The organism is Haliscomenobacter sp. (assembly GCF_033763495.1).
Lineage (GTDB): Bacteria > Bacteroidota > Bacteroidia > Chitinophagales > Saprospiraceae > Haliscomenobacter.
The window spans coordinates 1-18,326 of the sequence record NZ_JANRKL010000244.1; the positions used below are offsets into that span (position 1 = coordinate 1).

The following is an 18,326-nucleotide window of genomic DNA, read 5'->3' on the forward strand; positions in this document are numbered from 1 at the left end:
TGTTGAAAACCGCATTGGAAAGTTCTACCCTGGTGAATCTGACAGAACTTTCCGCTAAGCGCGATTCCTTTTTTTATTTGAAAACTCAATTCTTAGGCAAAAACGGTACGTAGTTTTTTCCCAATTCTGAACACCCTACCCGAAGGGGTGAAATGATTATAGCAATTGATCAGGCACCACCATTTTTCAAGAGAAACCCCGGAGGGGTGGCATTTTTAAATTGTCTTTCAAGGAGTTATAATACCACCCCTTCGGGGTTTCTCTTGAAAAACACCAATTCATTGATTTTTTCTATAATCATTTCACCCCTTCGGGGTTTAAACTTTAACTTTACAATGAAACAAGATATTCTTCCAGCAATCCGACTCACCCTGGTGAGCCTAATTTTGGTCTCCGTATTGTACCCCCTACTCATCTGGGGTTTTGCCCAATTCATTGGCCCAGCTCAGGGTAAGGCCGAATTGGTTTACCACCAAGGTAAAGCCGTAGGCGCTGCTCTGGTTGGCCAAAATTTTAGCGAAGACCACTATTTCTGGGGCCGGCCTTCTGCAGTGGATTACAACGCTGCCAGTTCGGCTGGCAGCAACAAAGGGCCTTCCAACCCTGATTACCTCGTACTTGTACAAAGCCGAATTGACAGTTTTTTGGTCCACAATCCTCAAGTGGCAAAAAAAGACATCCCTGCGGAGCTAGTCACTGCTTCCGGGAGCGGCCTTGACCCGGACATTTCTCCGGCTGTGGCAAAAATTCAAATTGCACGCATTAGCAAGGCGCGTGGTATTCCGGCGCAGCAATTAGAGCAGCTGGTTGAGCAGCACACCCAACAACCCTTACTCGGTTTATTCGGCCCAGAAAAGGTAAATGTGCTAACTTTGAACATTGCTTTAGACCAACTGAAATAAGCTAACCATGAAAACCAAATTAGTCCTTTTTTTGGCGATCTGTGGCATCGCCAACCTGTCCTCTGCACAAGATTCTACCACCACTGCTGCCCTGAAATTCAGCGCCTACGTGGAGGCGTACTACAGCAATGACTTGGCGAATCCCGCCGATCATTTGCGACCTGGATTTTTTTACAGCTACAATCGCCACAATGAAGTCGCCCTCAACCTGGGTTACCTCAAAGCGGCCTATACCACCGAACGGGTACGCGGCAACCTGGCCCTGATGACGGGTACCTATGCCCAATACAATCTGGCGGCAGAACCCGCCTTGCTCCAACACATTTACGAAGCCAACGCCGGGATTAAGTTGTCCAAAAAACAGGATCTCTGGCTTGACCTGGGCGTGTTGCCTTCGCACATTGGCTTTGAAAGTGCGGTTGGCAAGGATTGTTGGACGCTAAGCCGGAGTCTGGCGGCCGAGAACTCGCCCTACTACGAAACCGGAGCACGACTGAGCATCAATTCCAGCGATGGCAAATGGTACGCCGCTGCCTTGTTGCTCAATGGATGGCAACGGATGACCCGGGCAGAGGGCATCCAAAGCGCCATTTTGGGTACCCAGCTCAGCTACAAACCCAGCAGCAAAATTACCTTGAACTGGAGCTCCTACCTGGGCGATGAAAGATTTGGCGATCAAATTGTCAAACGTTTTTTCAACAATTTCTACGGTATTTTTAACCTCACCCCAAAGTTGGGTTTGATTACCGGGTTTGACATTGGAGTACAGGAAATCGAAAATGAAGAGACCGGTAGGTGGATCGCCCCCATCACCATTTTGCGCTATAGCATCAACGATCAATTCGCCATTGCGGGTCGGGCAGAATATTATGGCGACAAGGATGAAGTGATTGTAGGTGCACCAGGAAGTGGTTTTGAAACGCTGGGCTTGTCGCTCAATCTGGATTACATGCCCGTCTCCAATGTTTCTTTGCGTTTGGAAGGGCGAACTTTGTCGGGCCAGGGCGATTATTTTTTCAATCGGGACGGTCAACGCAGTTCCAGCAATACTTTTTTCGCTACTGCATTGGCCATAGCTTTTTAAAGGATGCAAGACGAACGCACTCAATTGGCTGATCAATACCTCGCCCAGCTCCGCAAGGCCGGGCGAGGTAAACTCAAAATCTACATTGGCATGAGTGCCGGGGTAGGAAAAACCTACCGTATGCTCCAGGAAGCCCGGCAAATGATGGATCAAGGCATTCAGGTCGTGCTTGGTTTGGTGGTGACTCATGGGCGGAAAGAAACTGAAGCTTTGTTGAAAGATTTGCCGGTTCTGCCCCCTCGTGAAGTATTTTACAAAGGAAAAAAAATGACCGAGCTCGACCTGAATGCCATCCTGGTTTTACATCCAACTTGGGTGGTAGTCGACGAGCTGGCACATTCCAATATCCCCGGAAGCAAAAACCCCAAGCGTTGGCAAGATGTAATGGAGTTGCTGGCCGCTGGCATCAACGTGATCACGGCCGTGAACATCCAGCACATCGAAAGCATCAACGACGAGGTATTCCGAATTACAGGAGTTCAGGTGCAGGAAAGGGTGCCCGACGATTTTTTGCAAAAAGCCGACGAAGTCGTCAACATCGATTTGAGTGCGGAAGACCTGATTACCCGCTTGAAGGAAGGTAAAATTTACGATCCTGCCAAGGTGGAAATGGCACTGCGCAATTTTTTTCAGCCCGAAAAAATCCTGCAATTGCGTGAATTGGCCCTCAAAGAAGTGGCCACCCAGGTGGAACGCAAAGTGGAGCAAGAAGTGCCACGCAGTGTCAAGGTACGTCACGAACGGTTTTTAGCATGTATCAGCAGCAATGAGGCTACTGCCCGCAAGATCATCCGAAAAACAGCCCGGTTGGCGCGGTATTACCAAAGCAAATGGTTCGTTTTGTACGTCCAAACCCCCAATGAAAGCCTGGACAAAATCCCCCTGGACAAACAGCGCCACCTCATCAACAATTTCCAATTGGCAGTGGAGCTAGGTGCCGAAGTGCTTCAGGCCCAAGCCGCCAATCGTTTGAGTCGCTGGTTGGTGCCCGTGGCCATTCCGCTCAAAGCCATCAACGTGGCCGTGCCCGACATTGGCAAAGCCATTTTGGAAGTGGTCAAGGAAAAACAAATCACTACCATTTGTATTGGCAAGCCCCATCTTACTTTTTGGCAAATCGTCTTGCACACCGGGATTTTTAACCAATTGCTGCGGGCCTTGAAAGAAAATGAAGTGGATGTGGTAATTTTATCCTAAGCGTAGCTAAAAAAACGATATGACCCTGCAAAACAAAATAGCCCTCGGTACCACTTTTTTGTTCCTGATGCTGCTTTTGATTGGGGGCATTAGTATGTACTACATTTCGGAACAAAAAAACGTCACACAGGAAGTACTGAAGGACAATTATGAAAGTTTAAATTATTGCCACGGAATGCTGAATCTGGTGAACAGGGAAGACCCGGCTCAGCAAATAGTCCACCACAAATTCAATGCTTATTTACGCTTGCAGGAAAAAAACATCACTGAAAAAGGAGAGTCTGCTGCAACTGCTGCGCTCCGCAAAGCATTTGAGCAAGTCGACCGTGATAGTACGGCCATCTTAAAAGTCCGTCAAAACATCCTAAAAATCCTGCAAATCAACCTGCAAGCCATCCGGCGCAAAAACGACATTGCCATCCGTGCCGCTCAACAAGCTAAATTGTACATCTCGACCCTGTCCGGTTTTTTGTTCCTGATTGGTTTCACTTTTGTGCTCAATTTCCCGGGTTTGATTGCCGGGCCAATTCGCCGTTTCAACGAGGCCATTCAAGAGCTTAGTCGTAAAAATTACACTTACCGAATGCACATCGATACTGCCGATGAGTTTGGGGAGCTAGCTGTGGCCATCAACCAAATGGCCGGCAAGCTGGACGAGTACGAGCACAGCAATTTAGCCCAGTTGATGTTTGAAAAAAAACGAGCCGAGGCAGTTATCAACAGTTTGGACGACGCCAGTATCGGCATGGACAAAAACCAAACCATCCTCTTTGCCAACCAAAAAGCGCTGCAGCTATTGGGCTTGGAAGCAGAAAACACCATCGGTCAAGCTGCCCAGGACATTGTTCCACACAATGATTTACTCAAATTCATTTTGGACAATCCTTCGGGCACTTCGCCCTTCAAAATTGTGATGGACAATCGGGAGAATTACTTCCTGCTTGATTCGTATAAAATCCAGGTGGATGAAGAGCCGGGCACGGTGTACGTGCTCAAAAACATCACCACATTTTTGGAAAAAGATGTGGCTAAAACCAACTTTCTGGCCACGATTTCACACGAACTCAAAACGCCCATTTCAGGCATTAAACTGGGTTTACAATTGTTGGAGAACCCCAAAACGGGTGCCCTCAATCCTAATCAGGTGCAATTGGTGCATGACATCCGCGGTGAAAGTGATCGCCTGTTGCGCATCACCAGCGAGTTGTTGAACATGACCCAGCTGGAAACGGGTAAAATTGATTTGACGTTGCAGGCCAACGACCCCGCCGATTTGGTTCGCACCGCTTTGCAGGCGCTTTACCCACAAACTCAGGACAAAAAATTACAGATCAGCACGCAGTTTGCGCCCCAATTGCCCAAAGTTTGGTCGGACCCCGAAAAAACCATTTGGGTGCTGATCAACCTATTGTCCAACGCCATTCGGCATGCCTCGGAAGGAGATCATTTGCGGGTGGAAATTGAGGCCACAGCAGATCGTCAGATTCATTTTTCCATACAGGATCAAGGCCCGGGCATTGCACCAGAATATCAGGAGAAAATTTTTGAAAAGTACGTGAAAGCGCCTGGCAGTAAGTCGAGTGGCACGGGCCTGGGGCTGGCCATCAGCAAGGATTTTGTGGAGGCGATGGGAGGAAAAATCGGGGTAGTCAGCCAGCTTGGCCAGGGGGCCAATTTCTATTTCGACCTGCCGCAATTTCAAGAATAACACTCCCTACGGTGCCTCTTAGGTGCCTGTGGTTCCTTAGGTGGTGAAGAAAAAAGCCTGCGAAGCAGGCAGCGTATTTTCACCACCTAAGAAACTAGAGACACCTAAGAGGTACCTTAGAAAGGGGATTTAGTTATTGGAAAAAGGCATAACCGACGCTACCTTTCCACTTAGCGCTTCCGTTTTGGGCAAACGAATCGATACGATCCCATTTTTGGACGTGATCTTGATCTGATCCAATTCCACCATCTCGGGGTAAACCGGAATCTGGCGCACAAAAGAGCGCATTTTGAACTCCTGCCGCCAGTGGCGCTGGGTCAAAACTGATTCAAATTCATTGTGGTCGCGTTTGTATTGCAGGACCAACATGTTATTGTCGGCCAGATGAATGTTCAGGTCTTCATGGGTCAATCCAGGTACCACCAACTCAATCAAAAAAGCTTTGGTGCTCTCTTTGATGTTCAGAGCGGGGTTGGGGCTCAGCGATGGTGGGTTGAGTTGTTTCGCCATTTCCCAGGCGTTTTTGCTCAGCTCATCATCGAAGTAAATTTTTCCTTCCGTGAAATGTTGTACCGTCATAGCTGTAAAATTCGGGTTGATGATGCAGTTTAGTCTGGCATTGGTGCTACAAAACTGGTTCCAAATCCCATTTTCAGCCACACTGTCAGTCGCCCTTTGTGATCTCATGTCAAAAAGTCACAAATATGACAGCCTCTTTTTACCCGACTAATGCCTATTTTCGCTTCAACGTAAACAAATTAAAAACATGGATCGCAGATCGTTTATTCAAACTACCGGGATGGCCAGTGCTACCCTTTTGGCTCCCCCTTACCTCATTCCTCATCGACCCGCCAAATACAAAACCGTACTCATCGGCAGTGGATGGTGGGGCCTCAACATCCTGCGTGAAGCCATCCGCAGCGGACAAGTTACCGTAGCGGCCCTCTGCGATGTAGATGAAAACCAGCTCAAAAAATGCAAAATCGAAGTTGATAAGCTCTGCAATGACCAACCCAAGGTGTACAAGGATTACCGCGAGTGCATCAAAGCCGAGCGCCCCGATATCGTCATCAATGCTACCCCGGATCACTGGCATGCCCTGATCGCCATTGAGGCCCTACACAGTGGAGCTCACGTTTTTTTGGAAAAACCCATTTCGCATACGGTCAAAGAAGGTACTGCCATTCAAAAAGCAGCCCGCGATGCCCAAAAGTTGTGCATCGTCGATTTTCACCGCCGTTACTCTCCCCACAACGTGAGTGGCATGGAGTTTTTGAAATCGGGCAAGGCGGGCAAAATTTACAGCGTTCGTGCCTTTGTCCAGTACAATTATGGTATGGGCAAAAAAGAGGAAGAAAGTGCTCCTCCAGCTGGCATGGACTGGGATTTCTACTGTGGACCTGCCCCCCTCTGTACCTACAACCCCAGTATGCACCCGAGGGGTTGGCGGCAATACACCCAGTTTGCCAATGGCAACATTGGGGATTGGGGGCCCCACTGGTTTGATCAAATTTTGTGGTGGACCGAGGAAAAAATGCCTAGCAAAATATATTCCACTCAACTTTCGGACATCCGCAACTCCCTGGCCAACGCTCCCGAGGAACAACGGGTTGTTTATGAGTTTGAATCCTTCATTTGCACCTGGGAACATACCTTATTGAGCAGCCACCCGGAACGGCAGGGCGAAAACGTGGGCGTTTATTTCCACGGCACCGAAGGGGTCTTCCACATGGGCTGGCAACGCGGCTGGACTTTTTACCCCAACGATACCAAAAAGGAAATCATCAAAGAGGCCGCTAAATTGAATGAGCCGGATCAACAAAACATCGATTTGGTCTGGAATGATTTTTTGACTTGTATCCCAACTGGAAAATTGCCTTTTGCCGACATTGAACGCGGACGGCATGCCACCAACATGGCCTTACTCGGCAACCTTTCCGCCAAAATAGGCAGATCCATTGAGTGGGATCATGAAAAGGATATGATCGTGGGAGACAAAGCGGCCAATAAGTTGTTGGCAAGGGAATACCGTAAGCCTTGGGTGTATCCGAAATAATATTGTGGGCTGCTTACAGGCCAGTAGCAGCAAAGCTGTTTGAAATAGTGATTACTCATTTTGGTGCAAAGTTTTTTGTAAATCGTTGATGGTTTTGAGTTGTACTTCGGGTATACCCAGCAAAACTCATAATGCCAAAATGTGTAATCATTATTTCAATTGCCTGACCAGCAAATTACAGCAGATCTACTTAAAAATAGGTCTTTCTGGGGGAGCAAAAGCCTGTCATCCTTCATGTATTCAAATTTTCCCTCAAGAATAACCTCCAATTACCCGCTTCATTTATCCTCCGCCATTTTTTCAGTTCTCCACTGACAAAAATCACCCCTGCCCCTGACCCCTGTCATCCAGCCCAACCTTGTGCCCTGCCTACCTTGCATCAACAAAATTGACAATGGTATGACAGTCATTTTTTTGCTCATCCTGATCAGCCTTATCCTAGCCCTGGGCTTTTTAGGCGCTTTCTTCTGGGCCGTCAAAGGTGGACAATACGATGACGATTATACTCCGTCGATCCGTATGCTCCTCGACGACGACAAACCAACTGACACAAAACTTTAAAATCACAAACCTGATGGCACAAGTAGAGACCTTTTACTACGACAATGCTATCGTGCGCAAATTTGCGTACGCGACCATGCTCTGGGCGGTTGTCGGGATGCTGGTGGGCCTTATCGCAGCTTTTCAGCTGATCTGGCCTGAATTAAACTTTGGCATTCCGTATACTTCCTTTGGTAGAATCCGCCCCTTGCACACCAATGCAGCAATCTTTGCTTTTGTTGGAAACGGCATTTACATGGGGGTTTATTATTCCCTGCAACGTTTGCTCAAAACCCGCATGTTCAGCAACACACTGAGTAACATCCACTTCTGGGGTTGGCAATCCATCATTGTGATGGCCGCACTGACCTTGCCATTGGGGATTACCAGTGCCAAAGAATACGCCGAATTGGAATGGCCCATCGACATCGCGATTGCGCTGGTTTGGGTGGTCTTTGGGATCAACATGTTTGGGACTATTATCAAACGCCGTGAAAACCACATGTACGTAGCCATCTGGTTTTACATTGCCACCTGGATCACGGTAACTGTGCTGCACATTGGCAACAACATTGAAATTCCGGTTTCGGCTACCAAAAGTTACAACATCTTCGCGGGTGTTCAAGACGCTTTAGTGCAGTGGTGGTACGGCCACAATGCAGTGGCCTTCTTCCTAACTACCCCCTACCTGGGATTGATGTACTACTTCCTGCCCAAGGCTGCCAACCGTCCGGTGTACTCTTATCGCTTGTCGATCATCCACTTCTGGGCGCTGATCTTCATTTACATCTGGGCTGGTCCTCACCACTTGTTGTATACCTCTTTGCCTGATTGGGCTCAATCCCTAGGTTCTGTATTCTCCGTGATGTTGATTGCTCCTTCCTGGGGTGGTATGCTGAATGGTTTGTTGACCCTGCGTGGTGCCTGGGACCGGGTGCGCCAGGATCCGGTTTTGAAATTCATGGTGGTAGCCATTACGGCTTACGGCATGGCCACTTTTGAAGGTCCAATGCTGTCGATCAAATCGGTCAACGCCATCAGTCACTTTACGGACTGGACGATTGGTCACGTACACATTGGCACCCTGGGTTGGAACGGCTTCCTGACCTTTGGTATCCTTTACTGGCTGATCCCTCGCCTGTTCAATACCAACCTGTATTCAGGAAAACTGGCCAATGCCCACTTCTGGATTGGCACCCTCGGTATCGCTTTTTACGCCATCCCCTTGTATTGGGCGGGTTGGGCTCAAAGTTTGATGTGGAAAGAATTCACCCCTGATGGCTTCCTGAAATACGGTAACTTCCTCGAAACAGTTACTCAAATCATGCCGATGTACTACATCCGTGCTTTGGGTGGTACCTTATACTTTGCTGGTACGCTGGTGATGATTTATAACCTGATTGCCACTATCCGCCAGGGATCATTCATTGGCGATGAAGCAGCAGAAGCGCCTGCCAGAGTAGCTACCGATGGTGCACACAAAGGTGAACACTGGCACCGTTGGATTGAGCGTCGGCCCATGCAAATGTTGGTGGCCAGCGCCATTGCCATCCTGATTGGTGGGATCATCGAAATTTTCCCAATGGTGATGATTGAGTCCAATGTACCTAAAATTGCTTCTGTAAAACCCTACACACCACTTGAGTTGCACGGACGTGACCTGTACATCCGCGAAGGTTGTTTGGGTTGCCACTCTCAAATGGTGCGTCCATTCCGCTCTGAAACTGAACGGTATGGTGAATACTCCAAATCGGGCGAATTCATCTACGATCGGCCTTTCCTCTGGGGGTCCAAACGCACTGGTCCGGATTTACATCGTGAAGGTGGCAAATATCCCGACAGCTGGCACTACAACCACATGGTAGACCCACAAAGTATGTCTCCAGGTTCGATCATGCCTGGTTATCCATGGTTGCTGCGCGATGAGATGGACCTGGGCACCATGCCTAAAAAGATCAAGGTACTGACCATGTTAGGTACTCCATACCCCGAAGGTTATGAAAACCAGGCGGTAGCTGATCTGAAAAAACAGGCAAGTGAAATCGCCGAACGCTTGCGCAAAGATGGCGTGGAAGACGAAAAATTGGAAAAACGCGATATCGTAGCTTTGATCGCCTACCTGCAAAGATTGGGTACGGATATTAAACCAAAATCGCAAGCAACCAACTAAATCTGTTTGAGGAGTTGAGAATCCTACCCTTCGGATACGCTCAGCGACCGGATTCTCAACTCCTCAACATCTCAACTCCTCAACCATGTACAAATACATTCTCGAAAGCGCTGGAAGCATCAACTGGATGGCCATCTCCGCCTTAATCACCTTCGTAACGGTTTTTTTGGTGAGTGCCATTATGGCTTTCCGCAGCCCGCTCGTATACCTCAATAAAATGTCGAATCTTCCCCTGGAGGATTCCATTCTTCAAACATCGGAAACTGACATTCGCCATGAAGAAAAATAAGCTCAAAAAACAATTGGTCATCACTCTCCTGGCTTTGCTTTCCTCTTCCCTCGTGTTTGCACAGGGGGCAGGATCAGCTGCTCCAGCTGATAATGATACCTTTAACTCACTTTTGGCCAACGGCCTGATCTTTTTTGCAGGCTTGACGATGTTAGGGGCAGTGTTGGCCCTGTTTCACTTGCTCAGTATGATGATCAAGGTGCAACAAATCAAAATTTACCAGGAACAAGGCATCGAAGCCTATCTGGAAGATGTTGCAAAAACCAACAAAGATCCTTGGTGGAAACGCCAATACAAAGCCTGGACCAATGTGGTGCCCGTAGAAAAAGAAGATACAGTAATGCTGGATCACAACTACGATGGCATCAAAGAATTGGACAACAGTCTTCCTCCTTGGTGGGTGGCCATGTTTTACATCACAATTTTCCTGGGGGTGGTATTTCTCGCTTATTACCATGTGTTGGGTGGCCCCAGCCAGTCCGATGAGTACAATGCAGAAATGAAAGTGGCCGAACAAGCCAAAGCTGCTTTTGCCGCTACCCAGGCCAACACCATTGATGAAGACAACCTGGAAGCCAGCACGGATACTAAAGATTTGTCCATTGGTCAAACCATATACACCACCAACTGTGTGGCTTGTCACGGCGCAAATGGCGAGGGTGGAGTAGGTCCAAACCTGACCGACGAGTTCTGGATTCACGGTGGTGGCATCACCAATGTATTCAAAACCGTAAAAAATGGCGTGCCTGAAAAGGGGATGATCGCCTGGAGTGCCCAACTCAAACCCGCAGATATCCTTAAAGTTAGCAGTTACATTCTGTCTATCCAAGGCACCAATCCTCCCAATGGAAAAGCTCCACAGGGTGATAAATATGTTGCTGAAGGGGAGGAAACCCCTGCGGATACCACAGTAGTAAATGAATAGCTGATTCAGACTCCCAGGGTTATGCTTGACCCTGGGGGTCTGAATTCCTCCATCCAAAATTTTTATTGCCATGAGCGAAATCACCCCTTTTGAAGATGTTGAAGAATACCGCGATCACATTGCCACAGTAGACGAAAAAGGCAAGCGGATCTGGGTTTATCCCAAAAAACCCAAAGGAAAATTCACTTCAGCCCGCACCTACCTAAGTTGGGCCTTTTTGATTTTTTTATTTGGCGTCCCTTTTATCAAAGTGAATGGTGAACCTTTGATGCTCTTTAACATTCTCAAACGCCATTTCATCATTTTTGGCGTTAGTTTTGCCCCTCAGGATTTTCACTTGTTTGTATTGGCCATGTTGACTTTTGTGGTCTTCATCATCCTGTTTACGGTCATTTATGGCCGTTTGTTTTGCGGGTGGGTATGCCCCCAAACGGTATTCATGGAAATGGTGTACCGAAAAATTGAATACCTCATCGAAGGCGACGCCAATGCCCAACGCCGCCTGAACAATAGCCCCTGGACCAGCGACAAAATCATCAAAAAACTGAGCAAACAGCTAATCTTTTTCGCCATTGCCGTTTTGATTTCCAATACCTTCCTGGCCTACATCATTGGGATAGACGAGGTGTATAAAATTGCCACCGAACCCATCTCCCAAAACCTGACTGGCTTCATCGCCATGCTGGTCTTTTCTTTTGCCTTCTACTTTGTTTTTGCCTGGATGCGGGAACAAGTGTGTATCGCCATTTGCCCTTATGGCCGTTTGCAAGGGGTACTTTTGGACAAAAACTCGATTGTGGTTCATTACGATCATGTACGCGGTGAGCCAAGAGGAAAAATCAAAAAAGAAACAGGCAACAAACCGATTTCACCCATTTCAAGCATCCAATCTTCGGTGTTGCAAAGTGAGAAAGCGGTTGCGCTGGAAATGGTCGAAGCACTTCCTTCTGCCGCCAATCCGATTGAGGCGGTCCAAAAAAGCCTGGGTGATTGTATCGATTGTAAATTGTGCATCCACGTTTGCCCCACAGGTATCGACATCCGCAATGGCACTCAATTGGAATGTGTAAACTGTACTGCCTGTATCGATGCCTGTGATGAGGTAATGGATAAGGTGAGCCGCCCACGAGGTTTGATCCGCTACGCCAGTGCCACCAGCATCGAAACAAAAACCCAGAAGGTATTTACGACACGGGTGAAGGCATATACGGTGGTTTTGGCTTTGATGGTCATTTTGAACATCGTGCTGCTTTCCATGCGCACCGATGTGGAAGTACTCCTGTTGCGCACCCCTGGAATGTTGTTCCAAAAAGTGGGCAAGGACAAAATCAGCAACCTGTACAACTACGAAATCATCAACAAAACCAGGGATACTTTCCCGATTGAGTTCCGCCTGGTAAAACCAAAAGGCACCATCAAACTGGTGGGCAAAACGCCATTCACCAAAGCATCTGAAGTAACCGAAGGTGCTATGTTTATAGAGATTGAGCGCAAAAACCTGGGCAGCCGGAAAACCCGCATCGAAGTTGACGTTTATTCCAAGGGCAAAAAAATCGACCGGGTAAAAACCAATTTTTTAGGACCGATTTAGTTGAGGAGTTGAGGTCACCGCAGCGACTCCTCAACTCCTCAACTTTCACTAAAATCACAAACACCATGAAAATCAATTGGGGCAGTGGCATTGCCATTTTTTACAGTCTGTTCGTCATCACGATGGTGTACGCAGTAGTCCGTTCGACACAGTTCGACAATAGCCTGGTTTCTGATCAGTACTACGCTGAAGACCTCAAGTATCAGGAAAGATTTGACAAACTGAGCAATGCCCAACTGCTGAAAGAAGACCTAAAAATTGAGGCCTCGGAATCCGGGTCTCAAGTAGAATTGTTTTTCCCCTCAGAATTGGCGAGCGTCCATGGAGAAATTTACTTTTTCTGCCCCTCTGACCAAACTCGGGATTTCAAAGTCAATATTGCACCCAACCTCAATCACCGCCAGGTCATTTCCACCTCCGGCCTCAAAACAGGACTGTGGCGTGTAAAAGTGGATTGGAGCGATGGTACAAAAGCGTATTACAAAGAGGAAGTCATTCACCTTTAGCACTATCTAATCCTTCATACCATGCTCTACTCTGCGTTTTTGCTGGGTCTTTTAGGGAGTTTGCATTGCGTGGGCATGTGTGGCCCCATTGCCCTGGCGCTCCCTAAAGCCGCCCATGGCTGGGGTGCAGCAGCTGGTGCATTGCTCTACAACCTTGGCCGAATCCTTACCTATCTGTTGCTGGGGCTAATCATTGGGGTATTTGGCCGGGGTTTGTTTTTGGCCGGGGTTCAGTCCTGGTTTTCGGTGTTAATTGGAGCACTTTTGATCCTGGTCGCCCTATTGTCCTTGAATGTTGAATCCTACATCAAACGATTTCCTGCTGTACAATCCTTACAAAATTGGGTATCCCGCAGCATGGCGAAGTTACTTCGGCGGGAAGGTTTATCTACTCACTTTCTGATTGGAGCACTCAATGGTTTATTGCCCTGCGGCCTCGTCTACGTGGCCATTGCAGGCGCAGTACTGAGTGATTCCTGGATACAAAGTGCCTTGTACATGGGGGGATTTGGTGCAGGCACCCTCCCATTAATGCTGGGTACAGCACTGGCCGGGCAATTCATCAGTTTGAATTGGCGGCAAAGGTTGCGGCGTTTGAGTCCGATTTTGTTGGGCTTATTCGGGCTGTATTTTATGGCGAGAGGCATCAATTTCCACTTGCCAGAAACCATGCGGTTTTGGGAGATTGGGCAGGAGGTACCGATGTGTCATTAGCACTTTAAAACCTCTAAGAAGTCAACTTGCCCGGTGCTTTGCTAAAAGCTCAAGAGCTCGGGCACCTTTCAGCGCTTAAACCAAAATTAGAACAGTTGGTAAAACTGGGATTAAGATTTAATCTGCGTCTTCATTTTATAAAAATTTATTTTTCAATTATTTATACAAACTCACCCCTTCATTTCAAAAAAAATCCACCTATCTCCAATCCAATTTCCCACCCACCTCGTAATTACTCTCGAACCTTTGAAACAACAACCAACACCACCATGAAACCATCATCACTTTCGACCTCTTTTGTTTTTGTATTTAAACGAACAGGTTACTATAAAGCCATTGAAGGCAGTTAAAACTGTAGCAGCTTCCGGCTTTTCACTTTTCACTTAATTACCTCCCATCCTTCGATTTAGCATTCACTTCAGGGCACATGCACGACATGTTGCTACTAGCCAATGCTTTGTCCAGGAAAATCGCAACTGAGTTTTTTCATTTAATCATAACCTATTATGCGACGTTATTCCATTTTATCACTTCTATTCGTTTCGGCGTCGTGGTTCGCGCAGGCTTCCAGCCACCGCGAGGCACCATTGATTGCCAACGATCCACTGGCTGATAACACGGATGTTTACGCTTTCCGTAGCCCGGACAAGCCCAACACCATCACCATTATCGCCAATTACATTCCTGCGGAATTGCCTCACGGTGGACCAAACTACAACACCTTTGGGGAAAACATCCGCTACGAAATCCACATCGACAACGACGCCTCAAAACCCGGCGACGAACTCGTGTACCGCTTTACCTTCAAACGGGTGAATGAAGACCCCACTACCTTCTTCAACATTCGTTTGGGTAAACAAAACCTCAAAACCACTTACACGCTGGAACGCAGCATTGATGGTGGTAAAAGTTTCCAGGTTGTGTTGAGCGAAGGCTTTGTGCCACCCGCCAACATCGGCCCTCGTTCAATTGGTGGTGCTGCAGGATTAAACACTACTTACGCTGCACTGATGCAGAAAGCAGTGATGACCAGCAACTCGGGCGAAACCGTGTTCTGTGGCCCCGTTGACGATCCTTTCTTTGTGGATTTGGGCGGGGTGTTCGACCTTGGCAATTTGCCACGCCAAGGTGGCCAAAAAATCCGCGATGGGATCGGCATGACCAACGTACACAGTATTGCGATTCAGGTTCCAATTGCTACTTTGCTCAAGGCGGGTGCTCCTGCCGAGCCACGCAACATCCTGGATGCAGACTACGTGATCGGGGTTTGGGCTTCTGCAAGCCGCCGCACCATGCGCACCTTGAAAGTGGATGGCTCTGCTCCTACGGAAGAAGGTGAATGGATCCAAGTTTCTCGTTTGGGTATGCCACTGACCAACGAAGCAGTAATTCCAATCGGAATGAAAGACTACTGGAACTCATTGACTCCGTACGAAGAGCTGGCTGATGTAACCCTGGACGAGTATTTCTACAATCCGGAATTGGCCCTGTACATGGACGATTCCCGTTTTGGAGGCGCAGTTCCTGCCTTTAAGAAACTTCGTATCCAACGCAAATCACTGGGTGCATTTGACTTCGGCTATGGCCGTGATGGCCTTTTTGGTTTGAAAGGTAATGCAGCACTGGCTGGTACCGCCCTGGACGATGCAGTGTTTGGTACCCTATTATTGCCCGGCCCAGGTAAAGCGCGTTCAGTTGACCTTTGGCCAATTTTCCACACGGGTGCTCCAAACATGCCACCGTACCAATTGGCTACTGGCAAAAACGGCAACCCATTGGCGGTTGGCAAACCATTCATCCACAACTTCCTGCCCAACGGTGGCGATATGTTGCGCTTGAACATGGCGGTGCCTATTACTAGCCGTAACAGTGCAGATTTCAGCCCACTTGGTTTGGTTCAAGCCGCAGTTTTGGGTCTGACCGATCCTACTTACGCTGGCAATGCCAACCTACAGTTCATCCCCAACATGGATGGCTTCCCCAATGGTCGCCGCCTGGAGGATGACGTAACCCGAATCGAGTTACAAGCTGTATCTGGTATCGTTCTGGCTGCAGTTGGTCTGTGGTACGATGATTTCAAAACTGGCGGCAGCCCGGTAACCAAACAATTGTTGGACGTCCTGACTTACACAACGGGTGTAGAACAAAACGACAAAGCCTTCCAGGCGACCTTCCCTTACGTGGCGGCTCCTTGGGCAGGTACTGAAACAAATTAGGTTTGGGTGCGAAAGTGTGGGTGTGGGTGTGTTGGACTTCCATTCCCGCGTGATCACCGCCAACCCATGGATTTATCCGTGGGAGGCCACCAAACCGTCCCAACCCACGAATTTATTCGTGGGAGATTCGTGGTAGAATCCATGGACGTCCCATGGGAGGTTCAAGGGACTATATATCATCATCAAGCTACAACCTTGTAGCACAAAGCACAATCATGAAAAACTTTTTTAAAACCATACTCTGTCTAAGTCTGTTGGCCATCAGCGCCTCGCTGTTTGCCTCCAGTCACCGGGAAGCCCCGCTGATTGCGGACGACCCCTTGGCGGACAATACCGATTTGTACGCTTTCCGCAGCCCGGATCAACCTGGCATGATTACCATCATTGCCAATTACGTTCCACTGCAATTGCCACAAGGTGGCCCCAACTATTACAACTTCGGTGAAAACATCCGCTACGAGATCCACATCGACAACGATGCAACCAAGCCTGGCGATGAAATCACTTTCCGTTTTACGTTCAAACTGGTGAATGAAGATCCTACCACTTTCTTCAACATCCGTTTGGGCAAACAAAACCTGAAAGCCACTTACACCCTTGAGCGCAGCATCGATGGCGGTAAAAGTTTCCAGATGGTGATCAGAAATGGCGTAGTACCACCCAATAACGTGGGCACTCGTTCGATCACCAGCGGAGTAGGTTTGGATACCCGCTACGCCGATTTGGTGAAAAATGCCATCACAACTTCTTCTACCGGTGAAAAGGTATTTTGCGGCCCGGCCGACGATCCTTTCTTTGTAGACCTCGGTGGCGTTTTTGACCTAGGCGACTTGCCTCGTCAAGGTGGCAAAGCCCGCGATGGTGTCAAGTGTTTGAATGTAAGCACCATTGCCATTCAAGTGCCCATCCGCACCTTGTTGAAAAAAGGCGCCTTCTATTTGCCTAAGAATATCCTCGACCCAGACTACGTGATAGGGGTATGGGCTTCTTCCAGCCGCCGTGCAATTCGTACTTTGTCGAAGGGTAAAGAAACCCACTCTGGCGACTGGGTTCAGGTATCTCGCCTCGGCATGCCACTGACCAACGAAGCGGTAATTCCAATTGGTTACAAGGATTATTGGAATGCGCTCAGTCCTTATGCCGAAATCGGCGATACCATCTTAGACAATTTCTTCTACAATCCAGAATTGGCCTTGTACATGGACGATTCTCAGTTTGGTACTGCCGTTCCAGCGATGAAGCAATTGCGCATCCAGCGCAAGTCATTGGGTTCATTTGACTTCGGTTATGGCAAAGATGGCTTGTATCCACTTAAAGGGAATCCTGCGCTGAATGGAACGGCGCTTGATGATAAGGTGTTTGGTACATTGTTGCTGCCTGGCCCAGGGAAGGCTCGCTCTGTAGATCTTTGGCCGATCTTCCACACGGGTGCCCCGAACCTTCCCCCTTACCAATTGGCAACGGGCAAAGGTGGGAATCCTCTGGCGCCAGGTAAGCCTTTCATCCACAACTTCCTCCCCAACGGCGGCGACATGTTGCGTTTGAACATGGCTGTGCCTGCTACCCGCCGCAGCGATCCTAATTTCAGCTCACTGGGCCTGGTTCAGGCAGCAGTAATGGGTTTGACCCATCCCAAATACAAAGGCAACCGCAGCCTGGAATTCATCCCGAATATGGATGGTTTCCCAAATGGTCGCCGCTTGGAGGATGACGTTACCAGGATCGAACTACAAGCTGTAGCTGGTGTGGTTTTGGCCGCCGTTGGGTTGTGGTATGACGATTTTGACGGTAAAAACCCCGTCAGCACAGACCTGATCGATGTTTTGACCTATACTACTGGCGTAGAGAAAAACGATGCAAAATTTGGATTGAGCTTCCCTTATGTAGCATTACCATGGGCTGGCGACGGCAAATGTGGTGGTGTAGAAGTAAGCAGCCCAACTACTGCAGCTATTGCCAGTGCTGCAGCGGAAAGCACCTTATTGAATGCGCCAAAAGTTGTCGCAGCGGTTTATCCTAACCCAGTGCGGGACGAGATCAACTTCAACGTAAAGTCTCAAGGTGAAAACGCCATTCAGGCGAAATTACCAGTAGGCCTCGCCAAAGGCAACTACTTCGCACGTATCATTGACAAAAATGGTGCCGTATTGCAGAATGTAAAAATTGTAAAAGTCAACTAAAAGTTGAGATAGTTTAGGAAGGTTGAGAAGGTTTAGGCTACCGCAGCGACTTAGACGCAGGCCAGTCTCAACCTTCTCTCAACCTCCTTCAACCTTCTCAACCTTCTCAACAAAATAGCCATGTACCGCATTTCCATCCTTATCCTTTTCCTAGCTTTCACTTTTGCTTGTGCCAAGAAGCAAACTGAGTCAGCAACCCTGACGGTCAAAGACATTCCATTACTGCTTGACCGCAACGAAGCCATCCA

16 protein-coding genes are annotated in these 18,326 nt (G+C 48.3%); 15 read left to right on the top strand and 1 reads right to left on the bottom strand.

Annotation, left to right across the window (positions count from 1 at the left end; genetic code table 11):
* Positions 1-335 precede the first annotated feature (335 nt).
* The 4 genes from SFV55_RS28890 to SFV55_RS28905 are packed head-to-tail and all read left to right on the top strand — an operon-like array spanning position 336 to position 4,891.
* Complete coding sequence (locus tag SFV55_RS28890; protein WP_320033075.1) at positions 336-902, top strand: K(+)-transporting ATPase subunit C; 567 nt, start codon at positions 336-338, stop codon at positions 900-902.
* A gap of 7 nt (positions 903-909) precedes the next feature.
* A complete protein-coding gene (locus SFV55_RS28895; protein ID WP_320033076.1) occupies positions 910-1,986 on the top strand; it encodes a porin in 1,077 nt (358 codons plus the stop codon).
* Positions 1,987-1,989: 3 nt separating this feature from the next.
* Positions 1,990-3,183 (top strand): sensor protein KdpD, encoded by a 1,194-nt coding sequence (locus SFV55_RS28900; RefSeq protein ID WP_320033077.1) that lies wholly within the window; start codon positions 1,990-1,992, stop codon positions 3,181-3,183.
* A 19-nt stretch (positions 3,184-3,202) separates the two neighbouring features.
* Entirely contained in the window at positions 3,203-4,891 is a 1,689-nt protein-coding gene (locus tag SFV55_RS28905; RefSeq protein ID WP_320033078.1) for a sensor histidine kinase, read from the top strand.
* 129 nt (positions 4,892-5,020) lie between these two features.
* Here SFV55_RS28905 and SFV55_RS28910 read toward each other — a convergent pair whose 3' ends face one another.
* The gene (locus SFV55_RS28910; RefSeq protein WP_320033079.1) at positions 5,021-5,578 is read right to left on the bottom strand and encodes an Hsp20/alpha crystallin family protein; all 558 of its coding nucleotides are present in this window, start codon (positions 5,576-5,578) and stop codon (positions 5,021-5,023) included.
* 79 nt (positions 5,579-5,657) lie between these two features.
* Here SFV55_RS28910 and SFV55_RS28915 point away from each other — a divergent pair, with 79 nt between their 5' ends.
* From SFV55_RS28915 to SFV55_RS28965, 11 genes are all read left to right on the top strand, one after another.
* Positions 5,658-6,947: a Gfo/Idh/MocA family oxidoreductase gene (locus SFV55_RS28915; protein ID WP_320033080.1), complete on the top strand. Its 1,290-nt coding sequence runs from the start codon at positions 5,658-5,660 to the stop codon at positions 6,945-6,947.
* Between the two features lie 399 nt (positions 6,948-7,346).
* Positions 7,347-7,508 carry a cbb3-type cytochrome oxidase assembly protein CcoS gene (gene ccoS / locus SFV55_RS28920; protein WP_320033081.1) on the top strand — a complete coding sequence of 54 codons (162 nt, stop codon included), beginning with the start codon at positions 7,347-7,349 and terminating at the stop codon, positions 7,506-7,508.
* Positions 7,509-7,521: 13 nt separating this feature from the next.
* The gene (gene ccoN, locus SFV55_RS28925) at positions 7,522-9,657 is read left to right on the top strand and encodes a cytochrome-c oxidase, cbb3-type subunit I (RefSeq protein WP_320033082.1); all 2,136 of its coding nucleotides are present in this window, start codon (positions 7,522-7,524) and stop codon (positions 9,655-9,657) included.
* An 85-nt stretch (positions 9,658-9,742) separates the two neighbouring features.
* On the top strand, positions 9,743-9,946 hold the full coding sequence (locus tag SFV55_RS28930; protein WP_320033083.1) for a hypothetical protein: 204 nt from the start codon (positions 9,743-9,745) through the stop codon (positions 9,944-9,946).
* Complete coding sequence (locus tag SFV55_RS28935) at positions 9,933-10,871, top strand: cbb3-type cytochrome c oxidase N-terminal domain-containing protein (protein ID WP_320033084.1); 939 nt, start codon at positions 9,933-9,935, stop codon at positions 10,869-10,871. Before SFV55_RS28930 ends, SFV55_RS28935 begins: the two co-directional genes overlap by 14 nt.
* A gap of 70 nt (positions 10,872-10,941) precedes the next feature.
* Positions 10,942-12,462, top strand: a complete 1,521-nt coding sequence (locus SFV55_RS28940) for a 4Fe-4S dicluster domain-containing protein (RefSeq protein ID WP_320033085.1) — start codon at positions 10,942-10,944, stop codon at positions 12,460-12,462.
* Between the two features lie 65 nt (positions 12,463-12,527).
* A complete protein-coding gene (locus SFV55_RS28945) occupies positions 12,528-12,968 on the top strand; it encodes a FixH family protein (RefSeq protein WP_320033086.1) in 441 nt (146 codons plus the stop codon).
* Between the two features lie 21 nt (positions 12,969-12,989).
* Positions 12,990-13,682, top strand: a complete 693-nt coding sequence (locus SFV55_RS28950; protein WP_320033087.1) for a sulfite exporter TauE/SafE family protein — start codon at positions 12,990-12,992, stop codon at positions 13,680-13,682.
* 26 nt (positions 13,683-13,708) lie between these two features.
* A complete protein-coding gene (locus SFV55_RS28955) occupies positions 13,709-14,032 on the top strand; it encodes a hypothetical protein (protein WP_320033088.1) in 324 nt (107 codons plus the stop codon).
* A gap of 156 nt (positions 14,033-14,188) precedes the next feature.
* Complete coding sequence (locus SFV55_RS28960; protein ID WP_320033089.1) at positions 14,189-15,898, top strand: DUF4331 domain-containing protein; 1,710 nt, start codon at positions 14,189-14,191, stop codon at positions 15,896-15,898.
* Between the two features lie 215 nt (positions 15,899-16,113).
* The gene (locus tag SFV55_RS28965; protein WP_320033090.1) at positions 16,114-18,078 is read left to right on the top strand and encodes a DUF4331 domain-containing protein; all 1,965 of its coding nucleotides are present in this window, start codon (positions 16,114-16,116) and stop codon (positions 18,076-18,078) included.
* Positions 18,079-18,326 lie beyond the last annotated feature (248 nt).